The organism is Bacillus sp. S14(2024) (assembly GCF_050473785.1).
In the GTDB taxonomy this organism is placed as follows: domain Bacteria; phylum Bacillota; class Bacilli; order Bacillales; family Bacillaceae_G; genus Bacillus_A; species Bacillus_A yunxiaonensis.
In genome coordinates this window covers 4,132,866-4,149,405 of record NZ_JBFLUP010000006.1, presented here as the reverse complement: position 1 = coordinate 4,149,405, position 16,540 = coordinate 4,132,866, and the positions used below count along the sequence as shown (strand labels likewise).

The following is a 16,540-nucleotide window of genomic DNA, read 5'->3' as shown; positions in this document are numbered from 1 at the left end:
TTTAGGTTATTATATGTATGATTTCTAACGTATAAAATGATAAAAACGATATTGATTACAAACTAGTATACTACTAATTTTATCGTCTGTGTAATATTTTTGTAAAAAAACGTTACATTTTTGTAATATAATTACCTTTAATTAGGATTTTTATGTGGGGGAATGAAAGAAATTCATGCTTGTATTGCAGTATGAAATGTATATTTCGATGTGTAATGGAAAGATAAGTGTGTATAAGAAAAAAAGCAGCTGTTGTATACAGTAATGATTAGTACAATGTTTTGTTTTCTGTATTATTCCATGTTGTAAAAGGTTCGTGGTGTTCAATTGAAGAAAGGTGATAAAATGGTAGGGAGCGTTTCTCTGGTTCTAGTGGTACTTCGTCATAAATAAAATCATCATCAAATCCAGCGTGTGCTGCTTCTTTTCGTGATGCTGCATAATACACTGCATTAGGTCTTGCCCAATATATTGCTCCTAAACACATTGGACATGGTTCGCAACTTGTATATAAGGTGCATCCACTTAAATCAAAGGTTTGCAGTGTTTGACAAGCATTACGAATCGCAACAACTTCGGCATGAGCGGTTGGATCACAAGAGTCTGTGACGCGATTAACTCCTTTTGCAATGACCTTTCCATCTTTTACAATGACAGCTCCAAACGGTCCGCCTTGATTCTTTACATTTTCTGTTGCAAGTGTAATGGCTTCTTTCATAAACCTACTATGTATGTTCATTTTGTTCTCCTTTTTGCTTTATCGGTGAATACTATTATTCAGCGTCTTCATCGTATTTTATTAGATTTACATGATAATTAGCACACAAAATAACATAGTTTTTGACAACGTGACAACGGATATTGTCAATGTGATGAATGCGATGAAGATTTATATGAATTTGAAACGCATATTTCAAAAAAGTAATAACGGCATAAGGAACTGAACAATTTGAGAAATAAGTACAGTAAAGTAAAAAACACAAAGAACAAAATGTCCTTTGTGTTTTTTACTTTACTTGTTATTTGTTAGGTTGATTACATTGCGTTTTTGTTAGCTTTTTGCTTTTTTATTTGCAATTTTCTTCACGTTATCTGAACTACTTATTGTATACAACAGCTGGTTTTTCTTATAGTTTCTTATGATCTGATTTACCCGTAACACCGAGGTGGTTTTGTAGTTCTTCAGAAATAGATTGAACATTTTTTTCGTCAGGGATGTAATAATATACACCATCGATATATTCGTCTTTCCCTTTTACTTGTAATTTATCCATTTTCAGGCCGGAATCCATTGTGTTTTTAGTAATTGCCATCATATCATCGAAAGTTAAGTTTGTTTTAATATCATTGTCTACTGCATCTAGTAAGCCACCAAGTTTGTCAATCGAATTTACAGATAATGCTTTTTTAGCAATTGCTTCTAAAACAAGTTGTTGACGCTGACCACGCATATAGTCAGTATCAATATGACGTGTTCTTGCTAATGCAAGTGCTTGTTCGCCATTTAAGTGCTGACGACCTTTTTCAAGGTGAATAGCACCAGGTTGGTCTTTACTGTCTTGTTCAGTAAATGTAACTGGTACATCTACATCAATGCCGCCAAGAGAATCAACAATTTTTATAAATGATTTAAAGTTAAATTTTACGTAATAATCAACAGGAACATCTAAAAAACGTTCTACTGTATTTATTGTACTATCAACGCCACCAAATACGTGTGCGTGTGTAATTTTATCTTCTTTCTTTTCTGATGGAATATATACGCGAGAATCACGAGGAATGCTTAATAGCTTTACAGATTTATCATTTTTATTAATAGTTGCAAGTAATAATGCATCTGTACGAATTGCTTTTCCGTATTCTTTTGCGCGTGTATCACTTTCATCTACACCCATGATTAAGATGGAAACATTATCTGTCATCGGTTTCACTGCTTTTTCGCGTTTATCAGATTTATCTCCTCGTCCTAATTGGGAGTATGCACCATCCGCAACAGCTTGTGCTTTGTTATATATGTGGAAGAAATAGCTGCCTCCTCCAATAATCACAAGGAATAAAGGAACGAGAACAAACCATAGTATACGCTTTTTCTTAGAGTGTCTTGTTGATACTCTATCTGTCGTTTCTAAATCAGGCTTCATTAATATTTCTCCTTTTAAACAATCAATTAAAATATTTTCTTATAATTTTAAAAAAGGCACACTTTCTATTGTACATAAATACAATGGGTTTTCACTATATATTTCTAATTGACATGAAAATGAAATATATGAAACATATAATTTGACATAAAGTGAACTTTCCATCAGTGGGGCGCATGCCAGCAGTTATCCCCACCTATCTTCTGTAGAAAAGCGGAAGCGGCTCGCCCAGAATCGCAGGATGCCCGCGCCTAAGGCAGAGAGGCGCTTCTTGCCTCGTCCGAAGGGGTGAAACGACCGGAGATTCTTGCCGCTAGAGCTGGACAACGATTCTCTCTGAATTTTGAGATGGGGATTTTACTGCCCGCGAATAGCGGGATAAATGTTTCATACGTTACACTGTATGAAAAGGTTCTATACAAAAAACAGATACCTTACACATAATGAAGGCATCTGTTTAAAAATTATTGTATACAAAAAATAAAGGAAAAAAGATCAACATTTACCTATTTAAATCATAATACTGACAATAGTTGCAGATAGAATACTTACTAATGTTGCTCCGTATAGGAGTTTTAAGCCGAACCTTGCAACGACATTTCCTTGTTTTTCATGTAAGCTTTTTACTGCTCCTGAAACAATTCCAATAGAAGAGAAATTTGCAAAAGAAACTAGAAAGACGGAAATAATACCTACAGTACGAGGAGAGAGTGTATGGGCAAGTTTATTTAAATCCATCATGGCTACAAATTCATTTGTAATAAGCTTTGTTGCCATAATACTGCCTGCCTGTACAATTTCTGTAGCAGGTACGCCAATAATGAAAGCAATTGGAGAAAATGCATATCCGAGTAATTGTTGAAATGTAATACCAAAAATGATTGCAAATAAGCCGTTTATGGCGCTTATAAGAGCAACGAAACCAATCAACATTGCTCCAACAACAACTGCGACACGAAATCCATCTAAAATGTACTCTCCTAGCATTTCGAAGAAAGTCTGTTTTTCTTCCTTGATTTCTAAAATATCTTCTTCGTCTTTCACATCGTATGGATTAATGATTAATACGATAATAAATCCACTAAATAAGTTTAAGACGAGAGCAGTTACAACATACTTTGGTTCAATCATCGTCATATAGGCACCAACGATAGACATGGATACTGTGGACATTGCTGAAGCACATAGCGTATATAGACGATGTTTTGGAATTTGCCCGAGCTGTTTTTTTACAGTAATAAACACTTCTGATTGTCCAACAATAGCAGATGCAACTGCGTTATAGGACTCTAGTTTACCAAGTCCATTTATTTTGCTAAGTAAAAAGCCAACCCAGCGAATAATAAATGGTAAAATTTTAAAGTGTTGTAAGATTCCAATTAACACAGAGATAAATACAATTGGAAGTAAAACACTTAAAAAGAAGGACATTTCTCCTTTGTTTAAAAGACCACCAAATACGAAATTTACACCTGCAGCAGCGTATTCTAATAATTTACTAAACAAATTAGAAATTGCTGTTACAAGGATAAGCCCCATTTGTGTATTTAATAATAGGAACGTTAAAATTAATTGGATGATAAGCATGATAAGAATTGACTTGAACTTAATATGTTTTCTATTGTTACTTGCTATAAAAGCAAGAAAAAAAACAACAATGAGTCCGAGCACAAATGTGAAAAATTTCATAGTAAGCCTCCTTATGAACTGTTTTATCCCGTAAAAGCCCGATCGGGCGGGCTTTCCATCAGTGGGAGATGAAAGAACTCTCCACGGATGGAAGTTTCACCTTATATAGGTTTTTCATTTCATAGAAGAATATGCAAGAAAGGAAAAGATACGATGAATATTACTCATGTTCACCACATCGCAATTATTTGTTCAAATTATGAAGCATCAAAAAAATTCTATACAGAAGTACTTGGTTTTCAAGTTTTACGTGAAGTATATCGAGAAGAAAGAGAGTCATATAAGCTTGATTTATGTGTTGGAGATACATATCAAATTGAATTATTTTCATTTCCTAATCCACCAAGGCGAAAAACGTTTCCGGAGGCAGCGGGATTGAGACACTTAGCGTTTGCTGTTGAATGTATAGAAGAAGCTGTGTCATATCTACAGCAGCATGGTATACAAACGGAAGCAATTCGAATCGATGAAATTACTGGAAAACGTTTTGTGTTTTTTCAAGATCCCGATGGATTACCGCTGGAATTATATGAGAAATAAAAATATGTGAAATTTATACAGGTTTTCTTATGAAGGAATGAGGGAAAATAAAGAAAGTTAAACTTATCTTTTGCAGGAGGTGTAACCTTAGCTGTCTGCAGCTGAGGGAGGTATTTGGAAATAGGAAATTTAATACTGGTTGCCGTTTTAATTGCGTTAACAGGCTTTTTTGTTGCAATTGAATTTGCCATTGTTAAAGTACGCAGTAGTCGCATTGATCAACTCGTAGGAGAAAAAAGGCGAGGAGCAATAGCGGCAAAAAAGGTGATTTCTAATTTAGATGAATATTTGTCAGCGTGTCAATTTGGGATTACAATTACGGCACTTGGACTTGGATGGTTAGGTGAACCAACTGTAAAACATGTATTAGAACCTGTATTGATTACACTTCGAATGGCTCCTCCAATTGCTAATACTGTATCTTTTATTATCGCATTTGCTGTTATTACTTTTTTACATGTTGTAATTGGAGAATTAGCACCAAAAACATTTGCAATTCAAAAAGCAGAGCAAATTAGTCTAATGTTTTCAAAGCCATTAATTTATTTTTATCGCATAATGTATCCATTTATTTGGACATTAAATCATGCCGCTCGTTTTGTGACGAGTTTATTTGGACTAAAACCTGCTTCTGAACATGAAGTTGCACACTCAGAAGAAGAGCTCCGCCTTATTTTATCAGAGAGTTATGAAAGCGGAGAGATTAATCAAGCGGAATTCAAATACGTAAATAATATTTTTGAATTTGATAATCGTCTTGCGAAAGAGATTATGGTGCCGCGAACGGAAATTGTTGGATTATATGCGGAAGATTTATTTGAAACACATATTGAAATTATTCGGCAAGAAAAATATACAAGATATCCAGTATTCGGTGAAGATAAAGATGAGGTTATAGGAATGGTGAATGTGAAGGATTTCTTTATCCGTTATATGGATGGAGAAAAGCAAGAAGCAAAATCAATCACGACATATACAAGGCCTGTTATTGAAGTAATGGAAAACATTCCAATACATGATCTATTGTTAAACATGCAAAAAAAACGTATTCCGTTGGCCATTTTATATGATGAATACGGTGGAACAGCAGGACTTGTTACGCTTGAAGATATTTTAGAAGAAATTGTGGGAGAAATTCAAGATGAATATGATGAGGATGAACATCCACCTATTCAACATGTTACTGACGATTGTAAAATAGTTGACGGAAAAGTATTAATAAGTGAGATTAATGATTTGTTCGGTTTACATTTGGATGAACAGGATGTTGACACAATTGGGGGATGGTTAATGATGCAAGGACAACCAATTGCAGAAGGGGATACGGCTGTTGTTGGTGAATGGACATTTACTATTCTTGAAAAAGATATTCATCAAATTAAGCGAGTAGAGATTAAAAAAATGGAAACGAAAGAAAAAGGCTGATGAACGAGTCATCAGCCTTTTATATTAGAAAATATGGAACACAGCGTTAAGCTGAAGTAAGCTAATAATTAATAAGAAGATTAAACTATATTTCATTGTTGTTTTAAATAACGCTGATTCCTTACCAACTAGTCCAACTGCCGCACAAGCTACAGCAACTGATTGTGGTGATACCATTTTTGCCATTGTACCGCCTACTACGTTTAATGCAACAAGAGTAGAAGGAACGATATCTAATTGAGCGGCTGTAACAGCTTGAAGAGGCGCAAATAGAGAACCGCTGGATACTACAGAACCAGTTAAGAATACGCCAATCCAACCTAAGATTGGAGAAAGAATAGGGAATGCATCTCCAGTAGATGATAAAGCTAATCCAAGAGTTGAAGACATACCAGAATAGTTTGTTACATATGCTAATGCAATTACACTACAGATTGTATAAATTGGTGTTTTTAACTCTTTTAATGTTTCAATAGTTAATTCTTTTACTAACTTACCGCTGACACGAAATACAAGTAAAGATACGATAATTGCAAGTACAATTGCAGTAGTTGTTGATGAGAATACATCTAATTTAAAGATTGCTGGAAACGGTGTATTTGCTTTAACGATTGGCGCTGTTTTAATCACGTGATTGTGCAGGCCAGGTACTTGAATATTCCATACTAAGTTACTTAATGCACCATTTGGAGCGAATAAAGCTTTTACTACTTTTAAGTTGAAAATTGTTACAAATACAGTTAAGAATACAAATGGTGACCAAGCATATAAAATTTGTTTCATTGTATAACTTTGTTTTTCATTTTGTTTTGCTTTCTCTTTTGTTGAAGATTTTGGTTGCCATACACGTAAAAATAATGCTAATGCAACCATGCTAACTACAGCTGCGAAAATATCAGTAAGTTCTGCACCAAGGAAATATGTTACAACGAATTGAGTAAGAGCGAAAGAACCGCCGCTTACAAAAATACCTTGCCAAGTTTCTTTAATTCCTTTAAAACCATCAACGATTGCAACAAGTAAGAATGGTAAGACGAAACTAATAAATGGTAAAATTCCAACTGTATAACGACCAACAGTTAATGCGTCAAGTTGAGTTAATTGAGCAGGTACTGTAACTGGAATACCCATTGCACCCATTGCACCGCCGGCAATATTAGCAACTAAGCATATCCCTGCTGCTTTTAATGGATCAAATCCCATACCTACAAGCAGTGCTGCTGTAATAGCAACTGGTACACCGAAACCTGCTGCACCTTCTAAGAAAGCGCCGAAGGAAAAAGCAATTAATAATACTTGAAGGCGAGGGTCGTCTGTAATGCTAGAAATACTGTCACGAATGACGTTAAATTGCTTAGTTTTTACAGTTAATTTGTAAAGGAATATGGCTGCGATAACAATTGTACAAATTGGATAAAATCCAGCGGCTACACCAAAGGCAGCGGATGTTACAGCCATAGTTGCGGGCATTTTATAGACAAATATAGAAAGAATAATAGCTAAAATAACACTATAAAGTCCAGACAAGTATCCTTTAATTTTAAAGACTGTTAAACATATTACGAAAAATAAAATTGGTAGAGCGGCTACAAGTGCTGATAGCCAAATGTTGTGTAATGGGTCATAAATCTGTGTCCATGTACTCATAATTGCGACATCTCCTATATATAATTTGTGAAGCTATTCACATTTATTTGTGAAATAATTCACAATCAACTTACATTGTTAGTATAGTCTCCTTCAACACTATTGTCAACGTGGAAAAGTATAATTATTCCATAGAACCTTTAACTGTAAAAAATCTGCTACATTTTATGAAAAAATTGGAAGATGTAAAAGGGGGTTGGTATACAGTAAAAAGCGTGCATGAATAGGATATGTTATATGGTGCTTATATATTCTTTGATTTTATATGTTCTATCCCGCTATTCGCGGGCAGTAAGATCCCTCTTCAGGAGTTAAAGAGATAGGGGATATGTCTTGTACGTGCCGAATTGAAGAGAACGATTACTAGTGGGATCTAATATAGAAAAATGAGATGTAAAAAATATAACAAAAGTATTGAGAAAATAGTTTTGGAAAGCAATGAACATGATTAGAGATACTTTGCTTTTTGTCGGAGTCGTATAGTATAATATTCAAACATCAAAAAGAGGATTTTCTCTTTATATAAAGGGGGAAGGTAGGTTTTATTGTTAGAAATTATTCAGTATAAAATTTAATAATAGGTAGAAATATAAAAATAAACGTGTACAAATAGAAAAATAAAAAGAAAAAATGAGGGGAAAGTATGTGTCCAAATCAATTTGAGTGTCGTATTTCAGAAGAGGATGTACAAATGTTGCGAGCGCTGGCTCATCCGCTTCGTCTTCGTCTTGTAATGGAGCTTATGCAGCGTGGAACTTGTAACGTAACACAGCTACAGGAAGTATTAGAAATTCCGCAATCTACAGTATCACAACATTTAACAAAGTTAAAGCAAAATAAAGTCGTACGTTTTGAAAGACGTGGTTTAGAAGTATATTATCAAGTTTACAGTGATAAAGTAAGTGAAGTTGTAAAAACATTATTTTCTTAAAATTTGGATATTATGGAAAAAAAGGTATGTATTTGTACATGCCTTTTTTTTGTGAAGTTAGGTTATAGAAGTGAAGGAGGATAAAATTCATCCAGACATGGCAATATAAAAAAGAATGTAATAAAGAATAAGGAGGGACCAATAGTGGATATAAAGCGAGCGAAACAAATTTTATCATCATCAAGTAGAATTGACGTTACATATCACGGTGTGCCTGTCTGGATTGAAAGCTGTGATGAGGCAAGTGGACTTGCTAATGTACACGATATAAAAACACCACATGAAACAGTACAAGTAGATATTACTGCATTAGAAGAGCATTAAAAAAAGCGGAGATATTTCTCCGCTTTTTACATTTATTCCATCATACGTGAAATCATTTTAGAGAACATAAGAAGTATTAAACCGAGTACCATAACGATAATACCGATGCTTGCAAATACTTCTAAGTAGCCTAAAGATTGTGTGAAGGAAGCTAGTGCACCAGCTAGATAGTTCGCCATACCAGAACCCGCTAACCATACTCCCATTAATAGAGATGCTAATTTTACAGGGGCAACTTTACTTACCATTGATAGACCGATTGGTGATAGGAATAGCTCACCAATTGTATGGAATAGGTATGTGAAAACAATAAATAGTAAGTTAGCTTTTGTAACAATATGAGCTTCATCACTACCTGTTTTTAGAACTGCTAATGTTAATACAAGGTAACCGATTCCTAACAAAATCATACCAAGTGCCATTTTTGTCGGGATTTTTAAATCGCCATTTTTTGTTTTAGAAAGTTTTACCCATAACGTAGAAACAAGTGGTGCTAATAAAACGATAAATAATGGGTTAACAGATTGGAACCAAGGTGTTGGAATTTCCCATCCGAAAATCGTACGATCAACGAATTTATCTGTATAAAGAGTTAAAGAACTACCGGCTTGTTCAAAACCTGCCCAGAAGAAAACAACGAAGCAAGTTAAAATGATGATTGCCCAAGTACGGTTCTTTTCTTGTTTTGTTAAAGGTTTTTTCTCAATTACTTTTGCGCTTTTGTCTTTTGATTTTTTACCTATAACTGTTGTTCCTGCTTTACCAAGGTAACGAGGAGCTAATAGGTTAAATAAAATCTGACCGATAATCATACCGATACAAGCAGCTAGGAAGCCATATTTGTATCCCATTACCATAGTACCGTTAACGCTTGTTTTAAAGAAATCTTGTGCTAGGAAACCACAAACAAGTGGTGCAAAGAAAGCCCCTACGTTGATACCCATGTAAAAGATTGTGAAAGCACTGTCACGGCGTGAATCATTTTCACCGTATAGTTCACCTAATAGGGTAGAGATATTTGGTTTGAAGAATCCATTACCAATAACTAATAATCCTAATCCTAAAAAGAGTCCAGTTTTTGTATTCATTGAAAATAATACAAAGTTACCAAGTGCCATAACAATACCACCAATAGTAATTGCAAGACGTCTTGGGATAAAGCGGTCAGTTAACCATCCACCAAAAATTGGTGTGAAATATACTAAAGCTGTAAAAGTTCCGTATAATTGCACTGCAAAAGCTTTGTCAAATCCAAGTCCACCGCTAACAACTGCAGTTGTTAAATAAAGAACTAAAAGTCCACGCATTCCATAATAGCTGAATCTTTCCCACATTTCTGTTAAGAACAACAAGTATAATCCCGGAGGATGTTTCTTCGGTGATTGTTGTTCTTCAGCTTTTTGTAACTTTAAAGCTGCATCCATATTTTTTCCTCCTAATCCTGTCCTGTATAACGGATATTTATGTAATCATTTTAATTTACAAAATATTTAGAAGTCAATAGAATTATATGGAAATATAATAAAAACATTTCGTTAATTCTAAAAAAACCTCGTCATAATTTGTATTTTTCCCCGAAAACCTTAAAATAAGCGTTTTCAAATGTGTTCTTTTTTGTCCAAAAAGAATAAAAAAGTGTACTAATTCAGAAAATTCCAATTAAAATAATTTTTCTGATATATATAATATTTTTCTGATATACTTTTGGAATATAACATATTTTGAATAAGAATACAAAGTAAAAAACAACTTCTATACTATAGAAGTTGTTTTTTACTAGATATTTTATTTTACAAAGTAAAGTATTATTCAATGCTATCTAGCATTAAGTTAGCAACCAGTACGTCATCAGTTGTATTTAAAACATTATCACTAATTTTGTATATTTTATCGTTTTTCGCAGCATTAATAAAGGAGCATTGATGTATTCTTTTGCTAATTTTATCCCGCTATTCGTGGGCAGTAAGATCCCTCCGCCTCAAGATTGTGAAGTGGGGATGAAAAAACATTGATGAAAGCTTCACTTCATTTTGTACATGAAAATAATAAAAACAGAGGAATACGCAGTCTACGTTCATATTCTTCTCCACTTTGAAAATGCTGAGGTTCTGGTGTTGCTTCGCGTAAACGAGTAATTGTGAAACCAGCCTTTTGTAAAGAGAGGAAGTATTGCTCAATTGTACGATGATATTTAATAACTTGCTCATTCATCCATGGCTCGACGCGTTTACCAGTTTTAAAATAATCATCAACAAGCCAGCTAGTTCGTTTTCCACTTGTTTGTAAGCTTTCAAATGCGGAAGTAATAACTGGGTGTTGAACACTAAAGGAAAAAGTGCCACCAGGTTTTAACGTTTGAAAAATTTGTTTGAAAGTATCATCAATATGTTCAATATAGTGAAGGACAAGTCTAGATGTAACGATATCAAAAGTAGAAGGTGGGTATGTATAGTCCTTGAGGTTTAAGAGATGAACAACTCCATTTGTATTTTGTAATTGCTTTTGAGCTTCTTCATACATACGATGAGAGCCTTCAATTCCGGTATAAGATTGGCAGCCTTTCTGCATTAGCTCTACTCCAAAGTGTGCATCGCCGCAGCCAAGGTCAAGAATACTTTTATCTTTTATATGGCCAAGTAACTGTAAGAGAGCGGGCTTTTCAATCGTGTCGTTTGGATTATCGGTTCGATGTCTACGTTTCATATATTGTTCAAAAAATAGGTCCTCATTGTAAACATCAGATTCTGTATAAGACATTCACTCATCTCCCTGTAAGCGTTTTTTAAATTCTAACAAAATCCAAATAATAATAATAGATTTCTGCAATTGTATAATATATAATCATTATTTGTAAGCGTTTACTTTTGGCTATTTTCCTATAATATTTTTTTGAAACGTGTTAAGCTATTAAAGGGAGTATTGCCTATATTATGATAATGCTTTCTTTAATATGAATGATAGGGAGGTTTCACGATGTCTAGCAAAACACTTGACAAATTTTTAGTAGAAAACCTAGATGATTTGAAATCAAAGGGGCTTTATAACGTTATTGATCCGCTTGAAAGTTCTAATGGACCAGTCATTACAATTGGCGGAAAAGAATATATTAATTTATCTTCAAACAACTACCTTGGTTTAGCAACAGACGAACGTTTAAAAGAAGCAGCAATTGGTGCAATTCATAAATATGGCGTTGGTGCAGGTGCTGTTCGTACAATTAATGGTACGCTTGATTTACATGTGAAATTAGAAGAAACAATTGCAAAGTTTAAACATACAGAAGCAGCAATCGCATATCAATCTGGTTTCAACTGTAATATGGCAGCGATTTCAGCTGTTATGGATAAAAATGACGCAATTCTTTCTGATGAATTAAATCATGCATCTATTATTGATGGTAGCCGTTTATCAAGAGCGAAAATTATTGTTTATAAACATTCCGATATGGAAGATTTACGTAAAAAAGCAATCGAAGCAAAGGAATCTGGCTTATACAATAAATTAATGGTTATTACAGACGGTGTATTCTCAATGGATGGCGATGTAGCAAAACTACCAGAAATCGTTGAAATTGCAGAAGAACTAGATTTAATGACTTATGTTGACGATGCGCACGGTTCTGGCGTACTTGGAAAAGGTGCTGGTACGGTTAAACATTTTGGACTATCTGATAAAGTTGATTTCCAAATCGGTACATTATCTAAAGCAATTGGTGTAATTGGTGGATATGTTGCTGGTAAGAAAAACTTAATCGATTGGTTAAAAGTTCGTTCACGTCCGTTCTTATTCTCAACAGCATTAACGCCGGCTGATGCAGCAGCATGTATGAGATCCATTGAAATTTTAATGGAAAGCACAGAATTGCACGATCGTTTATGGGAAAATGGTCGTTATTTAAAACAAGGCTTAAAAGAGCTTGGTTTTAACATTGGAGACAGTGAAACACCAATTACACCTTGTATTATTGGTGATGAAGTATTAACACAACAATTTAGTAAGCGTCTAAATGAAGAGGGCGTATATGCAAAATCAATTGTGTTCCCAACTGTAGCAAAAGGCACAGGCCGTGTTCGTAATATGCCAACAGCAGCACATACGAAAGAAATGCTTGATGAAGCAATTCGCACGTATGAAAAAGTTGGGAAAGAAATGGGAATTATTTAACACATTCGCATCTATGAAAGCTTGCAAATGAGGAGTGGGGAAAATGAAAAAAATTCTAGTAACCGGTTCTTTAGGCCAAATTGGTTCTGAACTTGTAACGAAACTTCGTGATGTATATGGTGCATCAAACGTTATCGCAACAGATATTCGTGAAACAGATAGTGAAGTTGTAAAGTCTGGCCCATTTGAAATACTAGATGTAACAGATGGTCAAAAGTTACATGAGATTGCAAAGCGTAATGAAGTGGATACAATCATTCATTTAGCAGCATTACTTTCTGCAACGGCGGAAAAAAATCCACTATTTGCTTGGAACTTAAATATGGGTGGTCTTGTAAACGCGTTAGAAGCGGCTCGTGAATTGAACTGTAAGTTCTTCACACCTAGCTCAATTGGTGCATTCGGCCCGACAACACCAAAAGATAATACGCCACAAGACACCATTCAGCGTCCAACTACGATGTATGGGGTAAACAAAGTAGCTGGAGAACTTTTATGTGATTATTACTATCAAAAGTTTGGCGTAGATACACGCGGCGTACGCTTCCCAGGTTTAATTTCTTATGTTGCGCCTCCTGGAGGGGGAACAACTGACTATGCAGTTGAGATTTATTATGAAGCAATTAAAAAAGGTACGTATACTTCTTACATTGCAGAAGGAACATACATGGATATGATGTATATGCCTGATGCACTGCAAGCTATTATCTCTTTAATGGAAGCAGATCCAAGTAAGTTAAAACATCGCAATGCATTTAACATTACAGCAATGAGCTTCGAGCCAGAACAAATTGCAGCATCTATTCGTAAGCACATTCCAACATTCACGATGGATTACGCAGTTGATCCAGCTCGTCAAAAGATTGCAGATAGCTGGCCAAACTCAATCGATGCAACGGCAGCGAAAGAAGAGTGGGGCTTTAAAGCAGACTACGACTTAGACAAAATGACTGCTGATATGCTTGCGAAATTAAAAAAAAAATTAGAAGCTGAGCTAGTACTTGGCTAATTGAGAAGAAGCCGATTCAATGTATTGAATCGGCTTTTTTGTCTGCATGTCCAGTTAGCTTGAGGGCTACTTGCTGTTGAAAGTTCAATTTAGGTAAGAAACAAGTCGCCTAGTAGCGATTAAAGACGTTATCCCGCTATTTGTGGGGGAAGAAAATCCCCGCTCTGATGGGAGTTTCACTTTATCCCGCATTAACTGGAAGTAATACTCCCACCTCAAAATTCGGTGGAAGCAAAGAAGTTAGGTGGGAGATAAACTGCCCGTAAAAGCCCGATTGGTTCAACTAATAATCAGTGGGGGATGAAGAAAACCCCCACTGATTAAAGTTTCACTTTATCTAGACTTTCGTTCATGCGTGTCTATATTTTCCGCTTCTGGGTATTGGTATTCTGTTTCTTCGTATTGTTTTTCATATTCGTAGCTAAATGCTTTATGTGTTTTTTGATCCGCATTCCAAGGTGTCGATTTTCCTAGCTTTCTGTTAGTGGGAGAACCGTAAGGTCCTTCAGGAAGTTCCTCAGGAATGACATATTGATGTCGAGCTTTAGCAGCAGTAACATCTGTATATTGTTCATCTTTTTTGGGAGACAAATGGAACACCCTTTCAAATATATTTAATAGTAGACTTCTTTCTTAATATACCCAAAAAGATTTCTATGGATTTTGAATTTCCTTTTATCCCGTTATTTGCGGGCAAAAAAATCCTCACTGAGGGAAGTTTCACTTTATCGACGCTTCGACGCAAGACGACTAAAAAACAGGAGCTGCCCCCAGCTCCTGTTTCTATTCGATCGTTTTCAATAATAACTTCTTCAATAAAGGCTTAATCTTTAATCGTAAATCTTCAGCATGATTCGCTACTAAGAAATGGTGGTTATAAATGTTTTTCATCAACTGATAGGTCGCTTCTTTTGCTTCACCTTCCTCGATGAAGATTCCAATGACTTCTATGCCGCTTTTACGAGCTAGTTTTACAGCTTCATGTGTATCTAAAATACCATCTTGTTGATAATCTAATGCAGATGGTTCGCCGTCTGTAAATACAAGTAGGAATTTATGTTTTTCAGGACGTTTCGCAAGTTTTTCTGAAACGATGCGAATGATGTATCCGTCGCGATTATCTTCTTCTTCACGAAGTTGCATGACTTCTGGGCCGATGCTTGGAATCGTTGAATTTTGATACGTTACGACTTCGTGAATGACATTTGGTTTGTTTTCTGGGGTCGCGCTAGAAGCATCTTCCCAAAACCCACTAATTGCATGCGGGATTTTTAATGATTTTAAAGCTTCATGGAAAAGAACAACGCTTTTTTTCGTTTCTTCCATTTTGTTATACATTGAACCAGAGCAGTCAACTAATAAGTGGAACACAACGTCAAGTTCTTGTGATTCTTGTCCTTTTTTATAGAACATACGTGGTTGTTTTTCTGTATAAATACGCAGGAATTTTTTACGAAGTCTCCCGTAGAATTTATCAGCATGTGCGTTTGTTTTATTTTCAATCGTTTTTTCGATAATTTTCTTTAGTTCTTTCACATCTTTATTAACGACAGATTTAATGGCCTGATAGTCTTTCTTTTCGTCAGGATTAGGCTTTCGTGCTTCTTTAAATGTATGTGATGCACCGACGTTATACTTACCGTACACACCTTCATTTTGACTAGAAGCATGGGATGCTCTCGTATCTTCAGTATCCGTTCCGTCGAAATTCGACTGCGTACTTTTTTGTGAAGTACCTTGTACAGAAGCGAGCGCTTGATCGCTATCCTCAGATTCCCGGGCCGTATCACCCATCATGTTCGTTTTTGTGCCGCTTTCTAATTCAAAGCGCAAGAAGTTTTCGTTTTCATTGTTTTTATTTTCACGATGCCAAGTTGAAAAGCTTTCGTTTATTTTGCTTTTATTATCGTCATCATCAACAATTTGAACATCGTCATTTGCTAATTCATCTACGCGTTCCTCTATTTTTTCAAAAACTACAGAAGTATTGAGCGGCGCAAGGCCAAAGTAGTTATTAATCATATCGTTCTCTAAGAGATCTTCTAAACGATAGCGAATTTTTTCTACAATATACATTGTATCTTCTGTAGTACGCGTTTGGAATGTTTCGTGTAAGATTGCTTCAATGTGTTCAAAGTAATCGTTGTTAAACATTTCGTATTTGTCGCTTGTTAATGTTAAGTAACATAAACAAATGAGCATATCAGTATGATAGTTACGAATACGGTTAATTTCGTATTGTGAGCTGAAATAATTCCGATACATTTCTTTTCGGCGTGCAAAAATTGGTTTTGTACCAGGGCGCTCTCGTTTAACAATTTCTTCAACTCGTAAATCTTCTAATAGAACAAATAATTGCGTTAAAAAATTTTTAAGTGGTGATTGCTGCAATTCTTTTGCATAGTTGCGAATAAGTTGCATATCGGAATGATGTTTGTAGCCGAGAGCTTTTAAATATACCTCACTTTTTAAACCGACCACTTTATCGGTTTCGCTTCGATCATCCCAAAAATGACTGATGACAATTTTATTTTCGATTTCGTCATAATATGCTTTATATCCATATTCTAAATATGCATTTTCTTCTTTTAGAAGGGCATACATTAAATTTTCCATTTGCAGAAACAGAGACGCATCGATTTTTTTGTCACTAAAAATTTGTCTCATGAA

General features: G+C 35.1%; 14 protein-coding genes. 6 read left to right on the top strand and 8 right to left on the bottom strand.

Annotation, left to right across the window (positions count from 1 at the left end; genetic code table 11):
* Positions 1-268 precede the first annotated feature (268 nt).
* The 3 genes from AB1279_RS21025 to AB1279_RS21015 form a co-directional block, all read right to left on the bottom strand.
* Positions 269-739 (bottom strand): nucleoside deaminase, encoded by a 471-nt coding sequence (locus AB1279_RS21025; RefSeq protein WP_336484023.1) that lies wholly within the window; start codon positions 737-739, stop codon positions 269-271.
* Positions 740-1,127: 388 nt separating this feature from the next.
* Positions 1,128-2,141, bottom strand: coding sequence for an LCP family protein (locus AB1279_RS21020; RefSeq protein WP_429752279.1), 1,014 nt, complete (start codon positions 2,139-2,141; stop codon positions 1,128-1,130).
* A gap of 510 nt (positions 2,142-2,651) precedes the next feature.
* The gene (locus AB1279_RS21015) at positions 2,652-3,830 is read right to left on the bottom strand and encodes a NupC/NupG family nucleoside CNT transporter (protein WP_429752277.1); all 1,179 of its coding nucleotides are present in this window, start codon (positions 3,828-3,830) and stop codon (positions 2,652-2,654) included.
* A gap of 153 nt (positions 3,831-3,983) precedes the next feature.
* On the opposite strand from AB1279_RS21015, the gene gloA2 reads away from it, so the two are divergent.
* Together gloA2 and AB1279_RS21005 are read left to right on the top strand one after the other, a co-directional pair.
* Positions 3,984-4,370: an SMU1112c/YaeR family gloxylase I-like metalloprotein gene (gloA2, locus tag AB1279_RS21010; RefSeq protein ID WP_429754375.1), complete on the top strand. Its 387-nt coding sequence runs from the start codon at positions 3,984-3,986 to the stop codon at positions 4,368-4,370.
* A 114-nt stretch (positions 4,371-4,484) separates the two neighbouring features.
* Positions 4,485-5,795 (top strand): hemolysin family protein, encoded by a 1,311-nt coding sequence (locus AB1279_RS21005; RefSeq protein WP_429760780.1) that lies wholly within the window; start codon positions 4,485-4,487, stop codon positions 5,793-5,795.
* A gap of 24 nt (positions 5,796-5,819) precedes the next feature.
* On the opposite strand, the gene AB1279_RS21000 is transcribed toward AB1279_RS21005, so the two are convergent.
* Positions 5,820-7,442: a lactate permease LctP family transporter gene (locus AB1279_RS21000; protein WP_429760779.1), complete on the bottom strand. Its 1,623-nt coding sequence runs from the start codon at positions 7,440-7,442 to the stop codon at positions 5,820-5,822.
* A 643-nt stretch (positions 7,443-8,085) separates the two neighbouring features.
* On the opposite strand from AB1279_RS21000, the gene AB1279_RS20995 reads away from it, so the two are divergent.
* On the top strand, positions 8,086-8,373 hold the full coding sequence (locus AB1279_RS20995; protein WP_429752272.1) for an ArsR/SmtB family transcription factor: 288 nt from the start codon (positions 8,086-8,088) through the stop codon (positions 8,371-8,373).
* 144 nt (positions 8,374-8,517) lie between these two features.
* A complete protein-coding gene (locus tag AB1279_RS20990; protein ID WP_429752270.1) occupies positions 8,518-8,697 on the top strand; it encodes an acid-soluble spore protein H in 180 nt (59 codons plus the stop codon).
* Positions 8,698-8,729: 32 nt separating this feature from the next.
* On the opposite strand, the gene AB1279_RS20985 is transcribed toward AB1279_RS20990, so the two are convergent.
* Both AB1279_RS20985 and AB1279_RS20980 read right to left on the bottom strand, forming a co-directional pair.
* Entirely contained in the window at positions 8,730-10,121 is a 1,392-nt protein-coding gene (locus AB1279_RS20985) for a peptide MFS transporter (protein ID WP_429760778.1), read from the bottom strand.
* Positions 10,122-10,722: 601 nt separating this feature from the next.
* Entirely contained in the window at positions 10,723-11,454 is a 732-nt protein-coding gene (locus tag AB1279_RS20980; protein WP_429760776.1) for a class I SAM-dependent DNA methyltransferase, read from the bottom strand.
* Positions 11,455-11,670: 216 nt separating this feature from the next.
* On the opposite strand from AB1279_RS20980, the gene AB1279_RS20975 reads away from it, so the two are divergent.
* Both AB1279_RS20975 and AB1279_RS20970 read left to right on the top strand, forming a co-directional pair.
* Positions 11,671-12,861, top strand: a complete 1,191-nt coding sequence (locus AB1279_RS20975) for a glycine C-acetyltransferase (protein ID WP_429752264.1) — start codon at positions 11,671-11,673, stop codon at positions 12,859-12,861.
* A 34-nt stretch (positions 12,862-12,895) separates the two neighbouring features.
* Positions 12,896-13,870, top strand: coding sequence for an L-threonine 3-dehydrogenase (locus AB1279_RS20970; RefSeq protein WP_230575157.1), 975 nt, complete (start codon positions 12,896-12,898; stop codon positions 13,868-13,870).
* Between the two features lie 333 nt (positions 13,871-14,203).
* On the opposite strand, the gene AB1279_RS20965 is transcribed toward AB1279_RS20970, so the two are convergent.
* Together AB1279_RS20965 and AB1279_RS20960 are read right to left on the bottom strand one after the other, a co-directional pair.
* Positions 14,204-14,461, bottom strand: coding sequence for a hypothetical protein (locus AB1279_RS20965; protein WP_429760775.1), 258 nt, complete (start codon positions 14,459-14,461; stop codon positions 14,204-14,206).
* A gap of 192 nt (positions 14,462-14,653) precedes the next feature.
* On the bottom strand, positions 14,654-16,537 hold the full coding sequence (locus AB1279_RS20960) for a vWA domain-containing protein (RefSeq protein WP_429760774.1): 1,884 nt from the start codon (positions 16,535-16,537) through the stop codon (positions 14,654-14,656).
* Positions 16,538-16,540: the final 3 nt, after the last annotated feature.

Excerpts from the sequence above, each read along its gene's own strand:
- AB1279_RS21025 (WP_336484023.1), bottom strand. The coding sequence starts at position 739 with ATGAACATACATAGTAGGTTTATGAAAGAAGCCATTACACTTGCAACA.
- AB1279_RS21020 (WP_429752279.1), bottom strand. The coding sequence starts at position 2,141 with ATGAAGCCTGATTTAGAAACGACAGATAGAGTATCAACAAGACACTCT.
- AB1279_RS21015 (WP_429752277.1), bottom strand. The coding sequence starts at position 3,830 with ATGAAATTTTTCACATTTGTGCTCGGACTCATTGTTGTTTTTTTTCTT.
- gloA2 (WP_429754375.1), top strand. The coding sequence starts at position 3,984 with ATGAATATTACTCATGTTCACCACATCGCAATTATTTGTTCAAATTAT.
- AB1279_RS21000 (WP_429760779.1), bottom strand. The coding sequence starts at position 7,442 with ATGAGTACATGGACACAGATTTATGACCCATTACACAACATTTGGCTA.
- AB1279_RS20995 (WP_429752272.1), top strand. The coding sequence starts at position 8,086 with ATGTGTCCAAATCAATTTGAGTGTCGTATTTCAGAAGAGGATGTACAA.
- AB1279_RS20985 (WP_429760778.1), bottom strand. The coding sequence starts at position 10,121 with ATGGATGCAGCTTTAAAGTTACAAAAAGCTGAAGAACAACAATCACCG.
- AB1279_RS20980 (WP_429760776.1), bottom strand. The coding sequence starts at position 11,454 with ATGTCTTATACAGAATCTGATGTTTACAATGAGGACCTATTTTTTGAA.
- AB1279_RS20975 (WP_429752264.1), top strand. The coding sequence starts at position 11,671 with ATGTCTAGCAAAACACTTGACAAATTTTTAGTAGAAAACCTAGATGAT.
- AB1279_RS20960 (WP_429760774.1), bottom strand. The coding sequence starts at position 16,537 with ATGAGACAAATTTTTAGTGACAAAAAAATCGATGCGTCTCTGTTTCTG.